The sequence below is a fragment of the Streptomyces poriferorum genome (assembly GCF_019399235.1).
GTDB classification, from domain to species: Bacteria; Actinomycetota; Actinomycetes; order Streptomycetales; family Streptomycetaceae; genus Streptomyces; species Streptomyces poriferorum.
Genome location: NZ_JAELVH010000055.1, coordinates 1 through 20,819, shown reverse-complemented (window position 1 = coordinate 20,819; position 20,819 = coordinate 1). Strand labels below are relative to the sequence as shown.

20 protein-coding genes and 1 pseudogene are annotated in these 20,819 nt (G+C 69.0%); 19 read left to right on the top strand and 2 right to left on the bottom strand.

All coding sequences use genetic code 11. The features are described 5' to 3' along the window. The first annotated feature begins 39 nt into the window (after positions 1-39). Positions 40-630 (top strand): hypothetical protein, encoded by a 591-nt coding sequence (locus JGS39_RS12715; protein WP_219568972.1) that lies wholly within the window; start codon positions 40-42, stop codon positions 628-630. 60 nt (positions 631-690) lie between these two features. On the opposite strand, the gene JGS39_RS12710 is transcribed toward JGS39_RS12715, so the two are convergent. After that, positions 691-1,002, bottom strand: coding sequence for a ferredoxin (locus JGS39_RS12710; RefSeq protein ID WP_219568971.1), 312 nt, complete (start codon positions 1,000-1,002; stop codon positions 691-693). 242 nt (positions 1,003-1,244) lie between these two features. Here JGS39_RS12710 and arc point away from each other — a divergent pair, with 242 nt between their 5' ends. From arc to prcA, 6 genes and pseudogenes are all read left to right on the top strand, one after another. Continuing rightward, on the top strand, positions 1,245-3,011 hold the full coding sequence (gene arc / locus JGS39_RS12705; RefSeq protein WP_219568970.1) for a proteasome ATPase: 1,767 nt from the start codon (positions 1,245-1,247) through the stop codon (positions 3,009-3,011). 237 nt (positions 3,012-3,248) lie between these two features. Further along, complete coding sequence (dop, locus tag JGS39_RS12700; protein WP_219568969.1) at positions 3,249-4,760, top strand: depupylase/deamidase Dop; 1,512 nt, start codon at positions 3,249-3,251, stop codon at positions 4,758-4,760. A gap of 120 nt (positions 4,761-4,880) precedes the next feature. Beyond that, on the top strand, positions 4,881-5,099 hold the full coding sequence (locus JGS39_RS12695) for a ubiquitin-like protein Pup (protein WP_219568968.1): 219 nt from the start codon (positions 4,881-4,883) through the stop codon (positions 5,097-5,099). 104 nt (positions 5,100-5,203) lie between these two features. Then, positions 5,204-5,395 (top strand): annotated as a pseudogene (locus JGS39_RS12690) (endonuclease domain-containing protein); the annotation flags it as partial. After that, positions 5,347-6,192: a proteasome subunit beta gene (gene prcB / locus JGS39_RS12685; protein WP_219568967.1), complete on the top strand. Its 846-nt coding sequence runs from the start codon at positions 5,347-5,349 to the stop codon at positions 6,190-6,192. The pseudogene JGS39_RS12690 and the gene prcB, both read left to right, overlap by 49 nt. Positions 6,193-6,251: 59 nt before the next feature. Further along, positions 6,252-7,115, top strand: coding sequence for a proteasome subunit alpha (gene prcA, locus JGS39_RS12680; RefSeq protein WP_306081579.1), 864 nt, complete (start codon positions 6,252-6,254; stop codon positions 7,113-7,115). Positions 7,116-7,173: 58 nt separating this feature from the next. Here the strand turns inward: prcA and JGS39_RS12675 are convergent, their stop codons facing one another. Beyond that, complete coding sequence (locus JGS39_RS12675; protein WP_219568966.1) at positions 7,174-8,211, bottom strand: LacI family DNA-binding transcriptional regulator; 1,038 nt, start codon at positions 8,209-8,211, stop codon at positions 7,174-7,176. Positions 8,212-8,343: 132 nt separating this feature from the next. Between JGS39_RS12675 and JGS39_RS12670 the strand changes: the two genes are divergently transcribed. The 12 genes from JGS39_RS12670 to JGS39_RS12615 all read left to right on the top strand — a co-directional run bounded on the left by JGS39_RS12670 (position 8,344) and on the right by JGS39_RS12615 (position 20,791). Then, positions 8,344-9,603, top strand: a complete 1,260-nt coding sequence (locus tag JGS39_RS12670; RefSeq protein WP_219568965.1) for an MFS transporter — start codon at positions 8,344-8,346, stop codon at positions 9,601-9,603. Positions 9,604-9,822: 219 nt separating this feature from the next. Continuing rightward, a complete protein-coding gene (pafA, locus tag JGS39_RS12665; RefSeq protein WP_123468669.1) occupies positions 9,823-11,184 on the top strand; it encodes a Pup--protein ligase in 1,362 nt (453 codons plus the stop codon). 139 nt (positions 11,185-11,323) lie between these two features. Continuing rightward, positions 11,324-12,286: an FKBP-type peptidyl-prolyl cis-trans isomerase gene (locus JGS39_RS12660; protein WP_219568964.1), complete on the top strand. Its 963-nt coding sequence runs from the start codon at positions 11,324-11,326 to the stop codon at positions 12,284-12,286. Positions 12,287-12,329: 43 nt separating this feature from the next. Beyond that, a complete protein-coding gene (locus JGS39_RS12655) occupies positions 12,330-12,701 on the top strand; it encodes an FKBP-type peptidyl-prolyl cis-trans isomerase (RefSeq protein ID WP_219568963.1) in 372 nt (123 codons plus the stop codon). Positions 12,702-12,979: 278 nt separating this feature from the next. After that, positions 12,980-13,933, top strand: a complete 954-nt coding sequence (locus JGS39_RS12650) for a helix-turn-helix transcriptional regulator (protein ID WP_219568962.1) — start codon at positions 12,980-12,982, stop codon at positions 13,931-13,933. Between the two features lie 13 nt (positions 13,934-13,946). Beyond that, entirely contained in the window at positions 13,947-14,903 is a 957-nt protein-coding gene (locus tag JGS39_RS12645; protein WP_219568961.1) for a helix-turn-helix transcriptional regulator, read from the top strand. 18 nt (positions 14,904-14,921) lie between these two features. After that, positions 14,922-15,200, top strand: a complete 279-nt coding sequence (locus JGS39_RS12640) for a CpXC domain-containing protein (protein WP_219568960.1) — start codon at positions 14,922-14,924, stop codon at positions 15,198-15,200. Between the two features lie 65 nt (positions 15,201-15,265). Beyond that, positions 15,266-15,463 carry a hypothetical protein gene (locus JGS39_RS12635; RefSeq protein ID WP_219568959.1) on the top strand — a complete coding sequence of 66 codons (198 nt, stop codon included), beginning with the start codon at positions 15,266-15,268 and terminating at the stop codon, positions 15,461-15,463. A 225-nt stretch (positions 15,464-15,688) separates the two neighbouring features. Beyond that, positions 15,689-15,979, top strand: coding sequence for a Sec-independent protein translocase subunit TatA (tatA, locus tag JGS39_RS12630; protein ID WP_219568998.1), 291 nt, complete (start codon positions 15,689-15,691; stop codon positions 15,977-15,979). A gap of 49 nt (positions 15,980-16,028) precedes the next feature. Continuing rightward, entirely contained in the window at positions 16,029-16,985 is a 957-nt protein-coding gene (gene tatC, locus JGS39_RS12625; protein ID WP_219568958.1) for a twin-arginine translocase subunit TatC, read from the top strand. 18 nt (positions 16,986-17,003) lie between these two features. After that, entirely contained in the window at positions 17,004-17,912 is a 909-nt protein-coding gene (locus tag JGS39_RS12620) for a diacylglycerol kinase (RefSeq protein ID WP_219568957.1), read from the top strand. 44 nt (positions 17,913-17,956) lie between these two features. Then, entirely contained in the window at positions 17,957-20,791 is a 2,835-nt protein-coding gene (locus JGS39_RS12615; RefSeq protein ID WP_219568956.1) for a DEAD/DEAH box helicase, read from the top strand. Positions 20,792-20,819: the final 28 nt, after the last annotated feature.

Sequence of the window (20,819 nt, the reverse complement as noted above, 5' to 3'; positions counted from 1 at the left end):
CGGCATTCCGCACCACAGGAACCACAGGAGACATCCCGCGTGCAGACCTCCGCGCTCCCGGACCTCGCGCACACCGACACCACGCCGATGCACTGGCTCGCCACGGCAGCAGCCATGGCCGCCGTCGTCGCGGCAGCCGGTCTGCTCCAGCCCGACGCGAGCGCCTCGGCCTCCACCCCCCACCGCACCGTGGCACAGCACGGCGCGTCCCCCGCCCTCGCGCCGCCCGACCCGGCGCATGCGGACTTCCCCCTCGAATGCGGCGGGGCAGGCCACACCGTGGCCAAACAGGCTCCCGGCGACCTCGACGGCGACGGCCGTCCGGAAACCGTCGCGGTGGTCCACTGCGCGGCCGGATCCGGTACCCCGCCCAGCGGCGTCTACGTCCTCACACAGGGAAACGGGGCCGCACCACGGATCGTCGCGACCCTGGTGGACCCCGTCCAGAAGATGAGCGTCGGTGACTTCGCGGTGCGTGACGGCGTCGTCTCCGCCACGCTCCTCGGCTACTCCTCGCCCTCGGTTCCCTCCTGCTGCCCGGACGAGCAGGAGCAGGTCACCTGGCAGTGGCGGAACGGCGCCTTCGTGCGCAGCAGCCGGCCGCAGGACCCCGCAGGCGCCGGAGTCTGACCGCCGGCACCCGGTGAGTCCGCCGCCCGGGCCGGCGGCCGGGCGGCCGGCACCGCGCGGTCAGGCCGCGTCGGGACCGAAGACCTCGACCCTGTCCGAAACGCGCCGTACATGAATACAGTCGCCAGGGCACTCCTTGGCCGAGTCGACCACGTCCTGAAGGATCGGCAGCGGGACCCGCGTGGTCGCGCCCTTGTCCTGGAGCAGCTCGTCCTGATCGCTCTTCACATACGCGAGTCCGTCGATGTCCAGCTCGAACACCTCCGGCGCGTACTGCACGCAGATGCCGTCCCCCGTGCAGAGGTCCTGGTCGATCCAGACCTCCAGATCCTGAGTCCCGCTACCGGTGGGAGCGTCCTGCTGCACGGTCATTTCTCCTGCCGTTCCTGCGTATCCGAACCAAAAAAAGCCACCCCTGACGGGTGTTGAACACTTCGACGATACAACCGGCCGCTTTCGGAGGTTGAAGGGTGGGTATTCACCTGACACGAGGGAGAGAGCGCAAGGGTGAAGATCGGACACGCCCCACAGTCTTTGTGATCTAGGGGTTTCAATCATCACCCACCCAGGTAGGGTCAGGAAGCGTCCAGCTCCCCTTGGAGGAGGTGAGGACCGTGGCAGCCCACGACGACGACATCAACCGCGGCATCCGGCCCGGGCGGGGGTCCGATGACCCAGCCGGCCAGGTCGCCTATCTTGAGCAGGAAATCGCCGTCCTGCGACGTAAGCTCGCCGACTCTCCGCGTCATACGAGGATTCTCGAAGAGCGGATCGTCGAGTTGCAGACCAACCTCGCAGGCGTGTCCGCACAGAACGAGCGGCTCGCCGGCACACTCCGAGAGGCCCGCGACCAGATCGTGGCCCTCAAGGAAGAGGTCGACCGGCTCGCACAGCCGCCGGCCGGCTTCGGTGTGTTCCTGCATGCGAACGAGGACGGTACCTGCGACATCTTCACCGGGGGCCGCAAGCTCCGGGTGAACGTCAGTCCCAGCGTTGAGCTCGAAGACCTCCGGCGCGGCCAGGAAGTCATGCTCAACGAAGCGCTCAACGTGGTCGACGCCATGGAATTCGAGCGGGCCGGGGACATCGTCACCCTCAAGGAGATCCTTGAGGACGGCGAACGAGCCCTGGTGGTCGGGCACACCGACGAGGAACGGGTGGTGCGGCTCGCCGAGCCGTTGCTGGACATCACCATCCGCCCCGGCGACGCCCTGCTGCTCGAACCCAGGTCCGGCTACGTCTACGAAGTCGTCCCCAAGAGCGAGGTCGAAGAGCTCGTCCTCGAAGAAGTCCCGGACATCGATTACAACAAGATCGGTGGCCTGGGCGACCAGATCGAGCTGATCCGCGACGCGGTCGAGCTCCCCTACCTCCACCCCGACCTCTTCAAGGAGCACGAGCTCCGGCCGCCGAAGGGCATCCTGCTCTACGGCCCACCCGGCTGCGGCAAGACACTCATTGCCAAGGCCGTCGCCAACTCCCTTGCCAAGAAGGTCGCCGAAGTGACCGGCCAGCCGGCCGGGAAGAGCTACTTCCTCAACATCAAGGGTCCGGAGCTCCTCAACAAGTACGTCGGCGAGACCGAGCGCCACATCCGCCTGGTCTTCCAGCGTGCCCGCGAGAAGGCGAGTGAGGGTACCCCCGTCATCGTCTTCTTCGACGAGATGGAGTCCCTCTTCCGCACCCGCGGATCCGGTGTCAGCTCGGACGTGGAGAACACCATCGTCCCCCAGCTGCTCGCCGAGATCGACGGTGTCGAGGGCCTGGAGAACGTCATCGTCATCGGCGCCTCCAACCGCGAGGACATGATCGACCCCGCGATCCTGCGCCCCGGCCGCCTCGATGTGAAGATCAAGATCGAGCGTCCCGACGCAGAGGCCGCGAAGGACATCTTCGCGAAGTACCTCACGCCCTCGCTGCCCCTGCACGCGGACGATCTGGCCGAGCACACGGGCTCCAAGGAGGCCGCGGCCCACGCGATGATCCAGTCGGTCGTCGAGCGGATGTACACCGAGTCCGAGGAGAACCGCTTCCTCGAGGTCACGTACGCCAACGGCGACAAGGAAGTCCTGTACTTCAAGGACTTCAACTCCGGCGCGATGATCCAGAACATCGTCGACCGGGCCAAGAAGATGGCCATCAAGGCCTTCCTCGAGCAGGGCCAGAAGGGCCTGCGCGTCTCCCATCTCCTCCAGGCCTGCGTGGACGAGTTCAAGGAGAACGAGGACCTGCCGAACACCACCAACCCGGACGACTGGGCCAGGATCTCCGGCAAGAAGGGTGAGCGGATCGTCTTCATCCGCACACTCGTCACCGGAAAGCAGGGCGCGGACACCGGTCGCTCCATCGACACGGTGGCGAATACCGGGCAGTACCTCTAGAACGCAGACCGGCTGCGGATGCCCGGCCGGGCATCCGCAGCCGGTTGCTTTCCGGACAGCTCCCACGACACCGCAGTAATGACGTAATTGATCTCCCCACCGGCACAGAGGCGCTCTAGGCTCTGGCGTACCGCCCGGTCGCGCAGTGCGGGAACGGGCAAACCGCGCACGCACCGGAAAAGCAGCGGTACTTGAGCGCCGCCCCGGAAGGGAGCGTCGCCGGGCAAGGAGGGCCGCATGACCGTACGGCGAGTAATGGGCATCGAGACCGAGTACGGGATCTCCGTGCCAGGTCACCCCAACGCCAATGCCATGCTCACCTCGTCCCAGATCGTCAACGCCTACGCGGCGGCGATGCACCGGGCGCGCCGCGCCCGCTGGGACTTCGAGGAGGAGAACCCGCTGCGCGACGCGCGAGGCTTCGACCTCGCCCGCGAGACCGCCGACTCCAGCCAGCTCACCGATGAGGACATCGGCCTGGCCAATGTCATCCTCACCAACGGCGCACGGCTCTACGTCGACCACGCGCACCCCGAGTACAGCTCGCCGGAGATCACCAATCCCAGGGACGCGGTCCTGTGGGACAAGGCCGGCGAACGGATCATGGCCGAGGCCGCCGAGCGTGCGGCCCAGCTCCCGGGCGCCCAGCCGATCCATCTGTACAAGAACAACACCGACAACAAGGGCGCCTCGTACGGCACCCACGAGAACTACCTCATGAAGCGCGAGACGCCGTTCTCCGACATCGTCCGCCATCTGACGCCGTTCTTCGTCTCGCGCCAGGTCGTCACCGGTGCGGGCCGGGTCGGAATCGGCCAGGACGGCCACGAGCACGGATTCCAGATCAGCCAGCGCGCCGACTACTTCGAGGTCGAGGTCGGTCTGGAGACCACCCTCAAACGCCCGATCATCAACACGCGCGACGAGCCCCACTCCGACGCCGAGAAGTACCGCAGGCTCCATGTGATCATCGGGGACGCGAACCTCTCGGAGATCTCCACCTACCTCAAGCTGGGCACCACCTCACTGGTCCTCTCCATGATCGAGGACGGCTTCATCAATGTCGACCTGGCCGTCGACCAGCCCGTGCGCACCCTCCACCAGGTCTCCCACGACCCGGACCTCCAGCAGCTGATCACGCTGCGCAGCGGCCGGACACTCACCGCTGTCCAGCTCCAGATGGAGTACTTCGAGCTGGGCCGCAAGTACGTCGAGGAGCGCTACGGGGCGGACGCCGACGAGCAGACCAAGGACATCCTGGTCCGCTGGGAGGACACGCTCAACCGGCTGGAGAACGATCCGATGAGCCTGTCCCGCGAGCTGGACTGGATCGCCAAGCGGGAGCTCATGGAGGGCTACCGCCGCCGCGACAGCCTGGACTGGGACGCGCCCCGCCTGCATCTGGTGGACCTGCAGTACGCCGACGTACGGCCCGAGAAGGGCCTCTACAACCGCCTGGTGGCCCGGGGCAGGATGAAACGCCTGCTGGACGAGAACGAGGTCGAGAAGGCCCGTACGGCGCCTCCGGAGGACACCAGGGCGTATTTCCGCGGTCGCTGTCTGGAGCAGTACGCGGACGACGTGGCCGCGGCCTCCTGGGACTCGGTCATCTTCGACCTGCCGGGCCATGACTCGCTGCAGCGGGTGCCCACCATGGAGCCGCTGCGGGGCACCCGCGACCACGTCAAGGCCCTCCTGGACCGATGCCGTACGGCGGAAGAGCTGGTCCGGGTGCTGCAGGGCGGCTGAAAGGGCCGTCGACTGGGAATCATTCCGATGACCTCCGGACGTTGAGACAAGTACCGGGCCAATGTCGGACCCCGTAGGTAGGGTCTGATCAAGTGCTTCGAACCGAGCGGGGTGAGCTATATGGCGACCAAGGACACCGGCGGCGGACAGCAGAAGGCGACGCGCTCCACCGAGGAGGCCGAGGAGCAGGCCCAGGAGGCGCAGGGCTCCGAGGACCTCAAGGAGCGACAGGAGAAGCTGAGCGACGACGTGGACGACGTCCTCGACGAGATCGATGACGTCCTCGAGGCCAATGCCGAGGACTTCGTTCGCTCGTTCGTCCAAAAGGGCGGGGAGTAACCGGCCCGGCGCCTTCACCGGTGACCGGCGTGCGGCACGGGCTTCGGCCCGTGCCGCACGACCGCCGGCTTCATTCGCGGGCTCGGACCGTGATCGATCCGAATGCCTCCGCCACACATGTGGATCACCGGCCCGGGGCGGGTAGGGTCCGTGGCATACGGTGCTTCAACTGCAATTCGGCCGTAGGCAAGTTGGGAGATGATCCTGACACCTTGCGCAGGGCCATCGCTTACCTGGAGGGAAACGCGTGGAAGCCAACACTCGTAGCACCGGGCGTCTACCAGCTGCCTTCCTGACGCCCGGGTCCTCTTCGTTCATGGACTTCCTGTCCGACCAGTCGCCCGGGATGCTCCCGGGCAATCGGCAGCTGCCGCCCATGAAGGGGGTCATCGAGGCGCCGCACGGCACCACGATCGTCGCGGCCGCCTTCCCCGGCGGTGTGGTCCTGGCCGGTGACCGGCGGGCGACCATGGGCAACATGATCGCGCAGCGCGACATCGAGAAGGTCTTCCCGGCCGACGAGTACTCGGCGGTGGGTATCGCCGGTACGGCCGGTCTGGCCGTGGAGATGGTCAAGCTCTTCCAGCTGGAGCTGGAGCACTTCGAGAAAGTCGAGGGGGCCCAGCTGTCCCTGGAGGGCAAGGCGAACCGGCTCTCCACGATGATCCGGAGCAACCTGGCGATGGCCATGCAGGGTCTCGCCGTGGTGCCGCTCTTCGCCGGCTACGACGTCGACCGCGAGCGGGGCCGGATCTTCAGCTACGACGTCACCGGCGGCCGTTCCGAGGAGCACGGGTACGCGTCCACCGGCTCCGGTTCGATCTTCGCCCGCAACTCGATGAAGAAGCTCTACCGCGAGGACCTGACGGAGGAGCAGACGCTCACGCTGGTCGTACAGGCGCTGTACGACGCGGCGGACGACGACTCGGCGACCGGTGGACCGGACGTGGGCCGTCGTATCTATCCGATCCTCACCGTCATCACCGACGAGGGCTTCCGGAAGCTGACCGAGACGGAATCCTCCGAGATTGCCCGCTCGATTCTGGAACGCCGGCTGGAACAGCCCGACGGCCCGCGCGCCGCGCTGCTCTGACCATCCGTTCCGAGGCTTCTTCGATGCTCCTGCCACTGACAGAAAGGGACGGATAGCCGGTGTCGACGCCGTTCTATGTCTCACCTCAGCAGGCCATGGCCGACCGGGCGGAATATGCCCGGAAGGGCATCGCCCGTGGTCGCAGCCTGGTTGTGCTGCAGTACGCCGACGGCATTGTGTTCGTCGGCGAGAACCCGTCCCGTGCGCTGCACAAGTTCAGCGAGATCTATGACCGGATCGGTTTCGCAGCCGCCGGCAAGTACAACGAGTACGAGAATCTCCGCATCGGCGGAGTGCGTTACGCCGATCTGCGTGGATACACCTATGACCGCGACGATGTGACGGCGCGTGGTCTGGCGAACGTCTACGCGCAGACGCTCGGCACCATTTTCTCCAGTGCGGCCGAGAAGCCGTACGAGGTGGAGCTGGTGGTCGCCGAGGTCGGCGACGGGCCCGAGGGCGACCAGATCTACCGGCTGCCGCACGACGGATCGATCGTGGACGAGCACGGCTCGGTCGCGGTCGGCGGCAACGCGGAACAGATCAGCACCTTCCTCGACCAGCGCCACCGGGACGGGATGTCGCTCGCCGAGGCGCTGAAGCTGGCGGTGCAGGCGCTGTCCCGCGATCCCAACGGCAGCGAGCGGGAGATCCCCGCGGAGCGGCTGGAGGTCGCGGTCCTGGACCGTACGAGGCCGCAGCAGCGCAAGTTCAAGCGGATCGTCGGCCGGCAGCTCGCCCGGCTGCTGGAGGCCGACGGCGCCGGTGCGACGCCGACGGACGCCCCTTCGGACACCGAGGACGCCGAGGGCGCGGACACTTCCGCGGCCACGACGGACACGGGCAAGCCGGGCGGGAAGAAGGCCGCGCCGGATTCCTCCGGTGCCGGAGACTCCACCGACTCCGGCGGCGACGTCGAGTAGCCGGTTCCGCGTGTTCCTCCTGTGCCCCGGTCCGCCTTCCCGGCGGGCCGGGGCACAGTCATGCGGTGGGGCCGGCGGGCGGCGGCGCGCTGGAGCCTCGCACGACGAGGTGTACGGGCAGGCTGCCGGGCTCGGCCTGCCGGCCTTCGAGTACGGCCAGCAGGGCGCTCATGCCCCGCTCGCCGACCTGCTCGGCGGGCAGCCGCACCGTGGTGAGTTCCGGCTCGACCGCCGTGGCCAGGGCCAGGTCGTCGAAGCCGGTGACCGAGAGGTCGTCCGGAACGCGCAGCCCGAGCCGGCGGGCGGCCTTGCAGGCGCCCGCGGCCAGGATGTCGTCGTCGCAGACGATGGCGGTGGGACGGGGCCCCGGGAGGGCCAGCGCGTGTTCCGCCGCCTCGCGGCCGGCCCGTACGTCCAGCGCGGCGGGCACGGTCCGGATGTGGGCGCCCGGGACGCCGCGCAGGGCATCGTGGAGGGCGCGGGCACGGACCGCGAAGGTCCAGGAGTCGACGGCCGAGGCGAGGTGGAGGAAGCGGCGGTGGCCGAGGGCGAGCAGGTGAGCGGCCACCTGGCGCATCCCGTCGGCGATGTCGAGGTTGACCATGGCCGCGGGGCCCGGCGCCGCGGGGTCGCTGTCGAGCATGACCAGGGGGAGCCCGGCGCCGCGCAGGGCTCCCAGGGCGTCGGCGGCCATCGAGGAGGCGATCACCCCGTCCAGGGCGGCGCGTGCCGAGGCGAAGGGGTCCCGGGCCGGCCCCGTGCCGTCGGGTGAGGGGTACAGGACGACGCCGAAGCCGTGCTCCGCGGCGACCGCGGCGGCGCCGGTGTAGACCCGGGCGAAGAACTCGTTGGTCAGGGCGGGGACGACCAGCAGCGCGGTCCTGGTGTGGCCGAGGCGCAGATTGCGGGCGGCGAGGTTGGGCCGGTAGCCGAGGTCGCGGGCGGCGTCGCGCACCCGGCCGGCGGTGCTCTCGGAGACCCGGCCGCGCCATTTGTCGCCGAGGACCAGGGAGACGGTGGCCTGGGAGACGCCTGCGGCCCGTGCCACGTCGCGGCTGGTGGGCCGGGGCGGGCCGGGTGGTGCTGGGCTGGTCACGCGGGCCTCCGGGCCGGTCGGGCAGGCGCGACGATGTGGACCTGCGGACTGGGCTCATGGTACGTATGAACCTGGAAGTTATACGTAAAACCTCGGGTGGCCGGAACGGCGCTCCAAGGAGAGGGGCGGGACATGGCCGCGGGATATCTGGACATCCTCCGGGCGCGGCATGCCGCCCGGCTGCTGACGGGCACCCTGGTGGGCCGGCTGCCGAACGGCACCGCGCACATCGCCATCGTGCTGTTCACCCGCGCGGAGGGCGGCAGCTACACCCTCGCCGGTGCGCTCGCCGCCGTGTACGGGCTGGCCACGGCGGTCGGACAGCCGCTGCTGGGCCGTGCGGTCGACCTCTATGGCCAGCCCCGGGTCCAGCTCCCCGCCGCCGTCCTCTCGGCGCTCGGCATGGCCCTGCTCGCCGTGGCGGGTTTCGGATCCCTGCCGCTCGCCTACGCGGCGGTGGTCGTGGCCGGAGTGTTCACGCCGCCCCTGGAGGGCGGCCTGCGGGCCCTGTGGCCGAGCGTGCTCGGGAGCGAGGACCGGGTGCACCGGGCCTATGCCATGGATGCGGTGGCCCAGGAGGTCATGTTCACGATCGGACCGCTGCTGGTGACCCTGCTGGTGTCCCTCTGGTCGCCGGCCGCCGCGCTGCTCGTCATCAACGCGATCGGGGTCCTGGGGGCGCTCTCCGTCGTCCTGTCCGAGCCGTCCAGGACCTGGCGCTCCGCGCCGCGCGAGGCGCACTGGCTGGGTGCGCTGCGCTCGCGCGGGCTGCTGGCGCTGCTCGGCTCGTTCTTCTTCGTCGGGATGGCGCTGGGCTCCATCACCGTGGCCGGTGTGGCGTACGCCGACGACCACGGCCGGGAGTCCGTCTACGGCTGGCTGATGGCGGCCCTGGGCCTGGGCGCGCTGATCGGGGGAGCGCTGTACGGGGCCCGGCAGTGGTCCGGGCCGCCCGAGCGCAGGCTCCGGGTGATCGTGGCGCTGCTGGCGCTGGGCTATCTGCCGCTGATGCTGACGCCGGGCGTGGTGGCGATGACCGTGCTGGCCGCCGTCGCCGGGGTGTTCCTGGCCCCGGCCATCGCCTGCTCGTTCATCGTCGTCGACCGGCACGCGCCGCGGGGCACGGTGACGGAGGCGTTCTCCTGGCTGGTGACGACGTTCGGCGTGGGCGCTGCGGCGGGAACGGCGGTGGCGGGCCCGGCCGTGGAGCTGGGCGGGACGGCTTGGAGCTTCGCCGTGGCGGGGGCCGGAGGCGTGGCCGCGCTGATCGTGCTGCTGTCCACCGGAAGGGTCCTCGCGGTCCCCGGGCACAGCGCTGTCGCGGTCCGCGGCCCGGGGGGCGACCGGGACGACGCCGTCGAACCCGGCTTGGGCCAGGGCCGGCAGGCGTGACGGAAGGCGCCGTGGCCGTGCGGGCGCGCCGCGGCCCCGCGCCGCGACGACGCCCTCGCGAGGGCCGGTGGAGTGGTGGCGCCGCCCGCTTCGCGGGCCACCGGAAAGGTCCTCGCAGCTCCCGGGCGTAGTGCTGTTGTGGTGCGAGGATCGGAAAATGATCGAAACGGTGCCGTCGAACCCGGTTTCAGCTCGGTCCATCAGGCGTAATGTTCAGTCATGGACCGCCGCATTTTCGGGCTGGAGAACGAGTACGGCGTCACGTGCACGTTCAGGGGACAGCGCCGACTGTCTCCTGATGAAGTGGCGCGCTACCTCTTCCGCCGTGTTGTGTCATGGGGCCGCAGCAGCAATGTCTTTCTGCGGAACGGCGCCCGCCTCTACCTCGACGTGGGATCGCATCCGGAATATGCAACCCCCGAATGCGACAACCTGACCGAACTGGTCACCCACGACAAGGCCGGCGAGCGCATTCTCGAAGGCCTGCTTGTCGACGCCGAACGCCGTCTGCACGAGGAGGGAATCGCAGGCGACGTCTATCTCTTCAAGAACAACACCGACTCGGCGGGAAACTCCTACGGATGTCATGAGAACTACCTCGTGGCCCGGCACGGAGAATTCTCCCGGCTCGCGGACATCCTCATTCCCTTCCTCGTCACGAGGCAGCTGATCTGCGGCGCCGGCAAGGTGCTGCAGACCCCGCGGGGCGCCGTCTACTGCGTCAGCCAGCGTGCCGAGCACATCTGGGAGGGCGTCAGCTCCGCGACGACGCGTTCCCGTCCGATCATCAACACCCGCGACGAACCGCACGCGGACGCGGAGCGCTACCGGCGCCTCCACGTCATCGTCGGCGACTCCAACATGTCCGAGACGACGATGCTCCTCAAGGTCGGCGCCACCGACCTGGTGCTCCGCATGATCGAGGCGGGCACGGTGATGCGGGATCTGACCCTGGAGAACCCGATCCGGGCGATCCGCGAGGTCAGCCACGACATCACGGGGCAGCGCAAGGTCCGCCTCGCCAGCGGCCGCGAGGCGTCCGCCATAGAGGTGCAGCGCGAGTACTACGAGAAGGCCGTGGACTTCGTGGACCGCCGCGGAATCCGCACGGGCAACGTCGAGAAGGTCCTCGAACTGTGGGGCCGCACCCTCGACGCGATCGAGGCCGAGGACCTCGACCGGATCGGCACCGAGATCGACTGGGTCATGAAGTACAAGCTCATCGAGCGGTACCGGGCCAAGCACAACATGACCATGTCGAATCCGCGGGTCGCCCAGATAGACCTCGCCTACCACGACATCCACCGCCGCCGGGGCCTGTACTACCTGCTGGAACGCAAGGGGCAGGCCGCCCGTATCTGCAACGACCTGAAGATCTTCGAGGGCAAGTCGGTGCCCCCGCAGACGACCAGGGCGCGGCTGCGGGGCGACTTCATCCGGCGGGCCCAGGAACAGCGGCGGGACTTCACCGTCGACTGGGTCCATCTGAAGCTCAACGACCAGGCGCAGCGCACGGTGTTGTGCAAGGACCCGTTCCGATCCGTCGACGACCGAGTGGAGAAGCTGATCGCGGGTATGTGAGCCGGCGCAGGACGCGCCTCGGCTCTCGTGCGACTCGGGCCCCGTACGTTCCTCGTACGGGGCCCTGCGCACGCCCTAGAGTGTCGGGGACCCCTGGGCTGTGTCCCAACAAATGTGCCGTCTGAGATCTGAGGAACCAGTGCGCCGAATTGCCGGCCTTCTCGTCGTCCCCCTGCTGCTGGTGTCAGCGGCCTGCGGCAGCGACGACAAGGGCTCCGACTCCGCTTCCGCCTCCGCTTCCGCCTCCGCCCCCACGGAGGGCGGATTCCCCGCCATCACCGCGGGCGCGAAGTTCGGCGAGAAGCCGACCCTGGCCAAGGGCACGGGAACCCCGCCCAAGGAGCTGAAGACCAAGGTCGTCAGTGAGGGCGACGGCGCGACGCTCAAGAACGGCGACGCGATCCAGGTCAACTACCTGGGGCAGGCCTGGGACTCCGACAAGCCGTTCGACAACAGCTTCGACCGCAAGCAGCCGTTCGATCTCACGCTCGGCGCAGGCATGGTCATCCAGGGCTGGGACAAGGGTCTGGTCGGGCAGAAGGTCGGCAGCAGGGTCGAACTCGTGATCCCGCCGGAGCTCGGTTACGGCGCGCAGGGCCAGGGCGACATCAAGGCGAACGCCACCCTCGTCTTCGTCGTCGACGTCCTGAAGGCGAAGCAGATCCCGGCGTCGGCCAAGGGCACCCCGGTCGCCCAGGACAACACCGACCTGCCGAAGGTGGGAACGAACACCGACGGCAAGGCGCCGACCCTCACGATCCCCAGCAAGGTCACCCCGCCCAAGAAGCTGGTCTCCAACTACGTGCTGGAGTCCAAGGGCGAGGTCGTCAAGGAGACCGACACGGTCGTAGTGAACTACGTGGCCAAGCTGTGGAAGGACGGCAAGGAGTTCGACAACACGTACACGACGGGCAAGACCGCCTCCTTCCCGCTGGCCCAGGTCACCCTCAAGGGCCTGAAGAACGGCCTGATCGGCAAGAAGATCGGCAGCCGCGTGCTGCTCGTCATCCCGCCGGACCAGGGCCTCGGTGACAAGGCGCAGCAGTCCATTCCCGCGAACTCCACGCTCGTCTTCGCCGTGGACATCCTCGCGAAGATGTAAGACTGTCCCGGTTGCCCAGTTCATCATTTAGAGGAGCAAGTCAGTGAGCATCGAGAAGCCCGAGATCGACTTCCCGGGTGGCGAGCCGCCGGCCGACCTGGAGATCAAGGAGATCTGGGAAGGCGACGGCGCCGTGGCCCAGGCCGGCCAGACGGTCTCCGTCCACTACGTGGGCGTGGCCTTCTCCACCGGTGAGGAGTTCGACGCCTCCTGGAACCGCGGTACGCCGCTCAAGTTCCAGCTCGGTGCCGGTCAGGTCATCAAGGGCTGGGACCAGGGCGTGCAGGGCATGAAGGTCGGCGGCCGTCGACAGCTGACCATCCCCGCGCACCTCGGCTACGGTGACCGCGGCGCCGGCAGCGCGATCGCCCCGGGCGAGACGCTGATCTTCGTCTGCGACCTGATGGCGGTCTGATCCAGCGCCCCTGCGCTCCGAGGGCCCGTACCGCAAGGTACGGGCCCTCTGCCGCGGCAGGCGACGTTTGCCCCGTCGCGACGCCCGGCACGCACTCTCGCCGCACCGGTCGAAAGCCCGGGTACGTCCAGTACGCGGACTTCCGGCCGGCACACCGAGAACACGCACCGGACGCCGCTCCTTCACGGGCAAACGTTGCCCGCCGCGGCACGAGCTTTTGTCCGGACACCCCGGAGCGGTACGGTCGAGGGTCGTAGAGCAAAACAGAAAGGGCGTCGATGGCGATTGCCAAGGCCGAGCGGCTGATGAACCTGGCACTGTGTCTGCTGGGGACCCGGCGCCCGCTCAGCAAGCGCGAACTGCGCGGTTCCATCGAGGCCTACCTCGAGGCGGGATCCGACGACGCCTTCAACCGGATGTTCGAGCGCGACAAGGACGATCTGCGCGAGCTCGGTCTGGTCATCGAGACCGTGGAGAACCTGGACGGGGACACGGGCTACCTCGCCCGCCGTGACAGCAACCGCCTGCCCCCCATCACGCTGGACGCCGAGGAGGCCGCCGCCCTCGGGCTGGCCGCCAAGGTCTGGCAGCAGGCCCGCCTCGCCGGCGCCGCCAGCGGAGCCCTGCAGAAGCTGCGGGCCGCGGGCATGCCGGAAGCCGAGGACGCCTACGAGGTGCACAGCGCCCTCGAACCCCGCATCCCCGTCCACGAGGCCGCGTTCGAGCCGCTGATGCTGGCCTGCCGCGACCGCCGGCCGGTGACCTTCGACTACCGCAAGGGCAACGCGGCACGCCCCGAGCAGCGGCAGGTCGAACCGTGGACGCTGGAGTGCTGGCGCGGCCACTGGTACCTGGCCGGCTGGGACCGGGAGAGGGGTGCCGAGCGGGTGTTCCGGCTCTCCCGGATCACGGGCAAGGTGCGTTCGCGCGCCGGAGCCTTCACCGCCGAGGTCCCCGACGTGGTCACCGTCCGCGAGACCGTCGAGAGCTGGGCGGGCGAGACGGCGACGCGTACCGCGCTGATCCGGCTGCGGGCCGACTCCGGCTACCCGCTCCGGGCCCGGGCGATATCGGTCCGGGAACTCGGGGACGGGTGGGAGGAGTTGGAGATTCCGTACGGACACGGCCTGGACGCCTGGCTCGTCGAGTTCGGACCGGACGTCGTCGTCAGTGAACCTGCGGATCTGCGGGCCGACGTGGTGGACCGGCTGCGCGCCGTGGCCAAGGACTGAGGGGACCGTATTCATGGCCACGAACGCCATCGACCAGACCCGCCGGATGCTCTCCCTGGTGACGTATCTGCGTGAGCGCCCCGGCGCCCATGTCCAGGACGTCGCGCGGGCCTTCGGGATCACCGAGGACGAGCTGATCTCGGACCTCGACGTCCTGCCCATGTGCGGGACGAGCTTCCGCGGCGGTGATCTGCTCGACATCGACACCGACGGCGACCGCATCTGGTGGCACAACCCGGACGACGTCGCGGAGCCGCTGCGGCTCGCGGCCGACGAGGCGACGGCCCTGCTCGTCGCCGCCCGCGCCGTCGCGACGCTGCCCGGACTGCGCGAGAGCGACCGGCAGGCCCTGCTGCGGGCCACCGCCAAGCTGGAGGCCGCCGCCGGTGAGGTGGGGGCCGCCAGTTCTCGGCTCTCGGTCACCTTCGAGTCCGAGGGCGGCGTCTTCGCCGATGTGGACCGGGCGATCTCCGAGCGCCGCCGCCTCTGGCTGCGCTACTACTCACCCGCGCGCGACGAGCTCACCGAGCGCGAGGTGGACCCGATCCGGCTGTTCGCCGTCGGACACACCTATATGGAGGCCTGGTGCCGGTCCTCCGAGGACCGGCGCACCTTCCGCCTCGACCGGGTCGCCGAGATCCGGCTGCTCGACGAACCGGCCGCGCCGCCGGAGCTGGAACTCCGGGATCTGTCCGAGGGGCTGGTCCAGCCTGCCGCGGAGGACCCGGAGGTCGTGGTCGAGGTCGGTCCCGGCGGACGCTGGGTCGCCGAGTACTACCCGCACGACAGCGCCGAGGAACTGCCCGACGGCGGCCTGCGGATCACTCTGCGCACACCCGACCCGGCATCGCTCCGAAGACTCGCGCTTCGGCTAGGCGGGGAGGGCCGCATCGTCTCGCCACCGGAACTGGCGCACAGCGCACGGACCGCGGCCCGTGCGGCGCTCGCCGCGTACGACGGCCTGGCCTGAGGGGATACCCGAGGAGATATGGGCAATATGTCTGTAGTGTCCGGTGTTTCGGATGTGCCGACCGTGGTCGTTCCCGATTCTGTGCGGTTCAAGGCCGCCTGTCCGGATTGCCGGGCGCGGTTCGAACTGGCGGCGGCGGAGTTCCGGCTGGCGATCGGCGCGAGCAGCCGGACCACCTTCTACTCCTTCACCTGCCCCGCGTGCGGCGTGTCCGTCCGCCGGCCCGCGGGGGAGCGGATAGTGGAACTCCTCACCGGCGGCGGCGTGCGGACGCTCCGCCTGCACACGGGTGCCTGAGGCATCACTCCGGACCTCCGGGACCGTCGGAACCTTCGGACACGAGACACATCGAGGCACTGCGCATGTTCTGGCCCATGCTCGCCATCGCCCTGGGATTCCTCGGGATCGCCGTTCTGGGCGTGCTGGCCGTCAAGGTCTTCATCGAGGCCCAGCGCCTCGGCCATCAGGTGACAAGCACCACTGAGCGCATCAACCGGGCAGCCGAGGACCTGGAGCGCGCCGCCACGAACCTCACGGCCACGGGCGAAACCCTGCGCTAGGACCGCTGTTTGATCCGCCCGGGCGCGGCCTCCTCTTTCATAGTCTCGGGGGGTACGCTGCTGGTGACGGCCCTGGTGGAGGTGCGGGCCGCAGCGAAAGTATGCATAGGCATTGCCTCGCGTTTACTCCCGCGGGTTACGATCGCTCCCAGCGAAATGGTCGGACGTGTGTCCGGTCCAAGGGCAGCGAGCCCACCTCCAGCCGCCTCAGCGAGAAGGAAGCACATCATGGGCAATCTGAAGCCTCTCGAGATCGTTCTGATCATCGCTGTCATCCTGCTGTTGTTCGGTGCCAAGAAGCTTCCCGACATGGCGCGTTCCCTCGGCAAGTCGGCCCGCATCCTCAAGAGCGAGGCCAAGGCGATGAAGAAGGACGACGAGCCCGCGGCCACGACGGACACGGTCGCCGACCAGGCTGCCCAGCAGCCCGCCGCCGCGCGCACGATCCAGGCCGCTCCCGGCGACGTGACGAGCTCCCGCCCGGTGAACGAAGCGAAGCCCACCACCCAGAGCTGATCGCTGACGGGTCCTCCCGACAGCTGTCGCACGAGACGAGGGAAGTGGGTTGCTCAAGTCTGCCCGCAAGCAGGAGAAGGACGGCGAGGGGCGGATGCCTCTCGCTGATCACCTGCGTGAGTTGCGTAACCGACTGCTGATCGCGGTCGTGGCGGTCATCGTGATCACGTCGATCACGGCCTTCTTCTACAAGGACCTGATCGATTTCCTGATCCGGCCCATCCTGGAGTCGGTCGGCTGCACCGACGGCCGGAAGGTGCAGGACAACGGCAAGCCCTGCGCCGAGATGACGGTGAACGGTCTGGTCGCTCCGTTCTCCATCGCCCTCAAGGTCTCCCTCATGGCGGGTGTGCTGTTCTCCACGCCCGTCTGGCTCTACCAGCTCTGGGCGTTCCTGGCTCCGGGTCTCCACAGGAACGAGAAGAAGTACGCACTGAGCTTCGTCGGCGCCGGTGTGCCGCTGTTCTGCGTGGGTGCTGCGCTCGCGTACATCCTGATGCCCCAGACCGCGGCGGTGCTGCTCGACTTCACACCGGACAACACGACGAACCTGCTGCCCGTCGACGACTACCTCGACATCGTCACGCGCATGGTGATCGTGTTCGGTCTCGCCTTCGAGCTGCCGCTCCTGCTCGTCCTGCTGAACTTCACCGGCGTCCTCACGGCCAAGCGGCTCGCGTCCTGGTGGCGCGCCATGGTCATGGGCATCACGGTCTTCGCGGCAGTGGCGACCCCGACCGGTGACCCGCTGACGATGATCTCGCTGGCGGCGCCGATCGTGCTGCTCTACTTCATCGCGCTCGGCATCTGCATCGCCAACGACCGGCGGAGGCGTCGCAGCAACCCCGACGCCGACCTCGACGACGACGAGGCGTCGGACCTGGATCTCACGCCCGGGGACATCGGCGAGATGGAGAACGTGTCTGCCTCGCTGCCCGCACAGGCGGACGGGGAACAGGACGGCGGACGATCGTCCCGGCGAGACGGTTACGACGACATCACCTGACCTTGTAAGGTCCCCCGGGTGACCAGCGAGATCACCCTTTTCGTCAATCCCACCGCAGGACGCGGCCGGGGCGCGCACGCCGCGCAGCCGGCCGCTTCCGCGTTGCGGGACGCCGGATTCTCCGTCCGTACGGTGCTCGGTGAGGACGCCGACGACGCGTTGCGGCGGGCCCGGGAGGCGGTGGCCGCGGGGACGGGCGCGCTCATAGCCGTCGGCGGCGACGGGATGATGTCCCTCGCCCTCCAGGCGGTAGCCGGAACCCTGACCCCGCTCGGCGTCGTCGCCGTCGGCACGGGCAACGACTTCGCCCGCGCCCTCGGTATGCCGATACGGGATCCGGCCGCGGCGGGGCGGCTGGCCGCCGAGGCGCTCAAGGGCGGTGCCCTCCGTGAGATCGACCTCGGACGGGTCGGTGAGCGCTGGTTCGGTTCCGTGCTCGCTTCCGGCTTCGACTCCCGAGTCAACGACCGCGGCAACCGGATGCGCTGGGTCGGCGGCCGGTTCAAGTACGACCTGGCGATCCTCGCCGAACTCGCCGCCTTCAAGCCGATCACGTACCGCATGAGTCTGGACGGCGGACCGTTCCGAGAGATCGAGGCGACGCTCATCGCCGTCGGCAACGGCTCGACCTACGGCGGCGGCATGCGGATCTGCGCGGACGCAGTCATGGACGACGGTCTCTTCGACGTGACCGTCGTCGGTGACTGCAGCCGCGCCACGCTCCTCAAAGTGTTCCCCAAGGTCTACAAGGGAACGCACCTCGGCCACCCCGTCGTCACCGTGCACCGGGTCTCCTCCGTCGCGCTGGAAGCGGTCGGTGTCACCGCGTACGCGGACGGTGAACCACTCGGCGCGCTCCCGCTGACCGCCACCTGTGTACCGGGCGCCGTCCGGGTGCTGGGGGCTCGTTCCACCACGGGCGATTAAAGATCGAGTGACTGTCGGAGGCGGCGGGTAGGCTCGTGGACAAGATGACAGAGGACCTCTCACCAGCTGAGCGATACCAGGCTTCCCGGATCCGAGCCGCCGAGCAGGCGACCGCGCTCGGACCGTTCCGAGAGATGTACGAGTTCGATCTGGACCCCTATCAGATCGAGGCCTGCAAGGCGCTGGAGGCCGGCAAGGGCGTGCTCGTCGCGGCCCCGACGGGTTCGGGCAAGACGATCGTCGGCGAGTTCGCCGTGCACCTCGCCCTGGCCCAGGGCCGCAAGTGCTTCTACACCACGCCGATCAAGGCCCTCTCGAACCAGAAGTTCGCCGACCTGGTCAAGCGCTACGGCGCGGACAAGGTCGGCCTGCTGACCGGGGACAACAGCGTCAACGCCGATGCGCCGGTGGTCGTCATGACCACCGAGGTGCTGCGGAACATGCTGTACGCGGGCTCCCCGGCGCTGACCGGCCTCGGCTACGTGGTGATGGACGAGGTGCACTACCTCTCCGACCGCTTCCGGGGCGCCGTCTGGGAGGAAGTGATCATTCACCTCCCCGAATCCGTCACCCTGGTGTCGCTGTCGGCGACCGTGTCCAATGCCGAGGAGTTCGGCGACTGGCTGGACACCGTCCGCGGCGACACGCAGGTGATCGTCTCCGAGCACCGGCCTGTGCCGCTCTGGCAGCACGTGCTGGCCGGCCGCCGGATGTACGACCTCTTCGAGGAGGAGAGCGACCACGGCGGCCGCGGGTCCGGACGCCGTGAGGTCAACCCCGACCTGGTCCGGCTCGCCCGCATGGAGAACCAGCGCGGATACAACCCGCGCGAGCGCCGCCGCGGGAAGATGGTGCGCGAAGCGGACCGGGAGCGCGAGCGGCGCCAGCGCAGCCGGATCTGGACTCCGTCGCGGGCCGAGGTCATCGACCGGCTCGACGCCGAGGGACTGCTGCCCGCCATCACGTTCATCTTCAGCCGGGCCGGCTGCGAGGCCGCCGTGCAGCAGTGCCTGCACGCCGGACTGCGGCTCAACGACGAGGACAAGCGCCGGCTGGTCCGGGAGATCGTCGAGCAGCGCACGGCGTCCATCCCCACCGAGGACCTTCACGTCCTCGGGTACTACGAGTGGCTCGAAGGCCTGGAGCGGGGCATCGCCGCACACCACGCCGGAATGCTGCCGACGTTCAAGGAGGTCGTCGAGGAGCTCTTCGTACGCGGGCTCGTCAAGGCGGTCTTCGCGACGGAGACCCTCGCGCTCGGCATCAACATGCCCGCACGCTCGGTGGTCCTGGAGAAGCTCGTCAAGTGGAACGGCGAGCAGCATGCCGACATCACTCCCGGCGAGTACACCCAGCTGACCGGCCGGGCAGGCCGGCGCGGCATCGACGTCGAGGGCCACGCCGTCGTGCTCTGGCAGCGCGGTATGGACCCGGGCGCGCTGGCCGGACTCGCGGGCACACGTACGTATCCACTGCGCTCCAGCTTCCGGCCCTCGTACAACATGGCCGTCAATCTGGTGCAGCAGTTCGGGCGGCACCGTTCCCGTGAGCTGCTGGAGACCTCCTTCGCCCAGTTCCAGGCGGACCGCTCGGTCGTCGGGATCTCCCGCCAGGTCCAGAAGAACGAGGAGGGCCTGGAGGGCTACAAGGAGGGAATGACCTGCCACCTCGGTGACTTCGAGGAGTACGCGCAGCTGCGTCGCGACCTCAAGGACCGGGAGACCGAGCTCGCCAAGCAGGGTGCCTCGCACCGGCGAGCAGCGGCCGCGGCGTCCCTGGAGAAGCTCAAGCCGGGCGATGTCATTCATGTGCCCACCGGCAAGTTCGCCGGTCTCGCACTCGTCCTCGACCCGGGGCTGCCGGCCGGGAGGACCAACGGGCACGGGCACCGGGGGATGGAGTACCACGACGGGCCGCGGCCCCTGGTACTGACGGCCGAGCGCCAGGTGAAGCGGCTGGCCTCGATGGACTTCCCGGTTCCGGTGGAGGCGCTGGAGCGGATGCGCGTCCCGAAGTCGTTCAACGCGCGCTCGCCGCAGTCACGTCGGGACCTGGCGTCCGCGCTGCGCACCAAGGCCGGGCACATCGTGCCGGACCGGCACCGCCGGGACCGGTCCGTCGCCGCCGACGACCGCGAGATCGCCCGCTACCGGGCCGAGTTGCGCGCCCACCCGTGCCACGGGTGCGACGAGCGCGAGGACCACGCGCGATGGGCCGAGCGGTATCACCGGCTGCAGCGGGACACACAGCAGCTGGAGCGGCGGATCGAGGGGCGGACGAACACGATCGCCCGCACCTTCGACCGGATCGTGGCGCTGCTCACCGAGCTCGACTACCTCCGGGGCAGCGAGGTCACCGAGCACGGGCGGCGGCTGGCCCGGCTGTACGGCGAACTGGACCTGCTGGCGAGCGAATGCCTGCGCGCGGGCGTGTGGGAGGGCCTCAGCCCGGCCGAACTCGCGGCGTGTGTCTCGGCGTTGGTGTACGAGGCGCGACAGGCCGATGACGCGGTGGCCCCGAAGCTGCCGTCCGGTCCGGCGAAGACCGCGATGGGCGAGATGGTCCGCATCTGGGGGCGCCTCGACGCCCTGGAGGAGGACTTCAAGATCAACCAGGCGGAAGGGGTCGGTCAGCGTGAACCCGATCTCGGCTTCGCCTGGGCGGTGTACATGTGGGCCTCAGGCCGGACGCTGGACGAGGTGCTGCGCGAGGCGGAGATGCCGGCGGGGGACTTCGTGCGGTGGTGCAAGCAGGTGATCGACGTGCTGGGGCAGGTGGCTGCGGCGGCTCCTCGTGAGGGGAGTTCTGTGGGGCGGAATGCGCGGAAGGCGGTTGATGAGGTGTTGCGGGGAGTGGTGGCCTACAGCTCCGTGGGGTGAGGTCCTGTGGGGTGAGGCCCTTTGGTGC

Bases quoted from the DNA above. Each gene is read 5' to 3' on its own strand.
- JGS39_RS12710 (WP_219568971.1), bottom strand. From the start codon at position 1,002: ATGACCGTGCAGCAGGACGCTCCCACCGGTAGCGGGACTCAGGATCTG.
- dop (WP_219568969.1), top strand. From the start codon at position 3,249: ATGACCGTACGGCGAGTAATGGGCATCGAGACCGAGTACGGGATCTCC.
- JGS39_RS12695 (WP_219568968.1), top strand. From the start codon at position 4,881: ATGGCGACCAAGGACACCGGCGGCGGACAGCAGAAGGCGACGCGCTCC.
- JGS39_RS12670 (WP_219568965.1), top strand. From the start codon at position 8,344: ATGGCCGCGGGATATCTGGACATCCTCCGGGCGCGGCATGCCGCCCGG.
- pafA (WP_123468669.1), top strand. From the start codon at position 9,823: ATGGACCGCCGCATTTTCGGGCTGGAGAACGAGTACGGCGTCACGTGC.
- JGS39_RS12650 (WP_219568962.1), top strand. From the start codon at position 12,980: ATGGCGATTGCCAAGGCCGAGCGGCTGATGAACCTGGCACTGTGTCTG.
- JGS39_RS12645 (WP_219568961.1), top strand. From the start codon at position 13,947: ATGGCCACGAACGCCATCGACCAGACCCGCCGGATGCTCTCCCTGGTG.
- JGS39_RS12640 (WP_219568960.1), top strand. From the start codon at position 14,922: ATGGGCAATATGTCTGTAGTGTCCGGTGTTTCGGATGTGCCGACCGTG.
- JGS39_RS12635 (WP_219568959.1), top strand. From the start codon at position 15,266: ATGTTCTGGCCCATGCTCGCCATCGCCCTGGGATTCCTCGGGATCGCC.
- JGS39_RS12615 (WP_219568956.1), top strand. From the start codon at position 17,957: ATGACAGAGGACCTCTCACCAGCTGAGCGATACCAGGCTTCCCGGATC.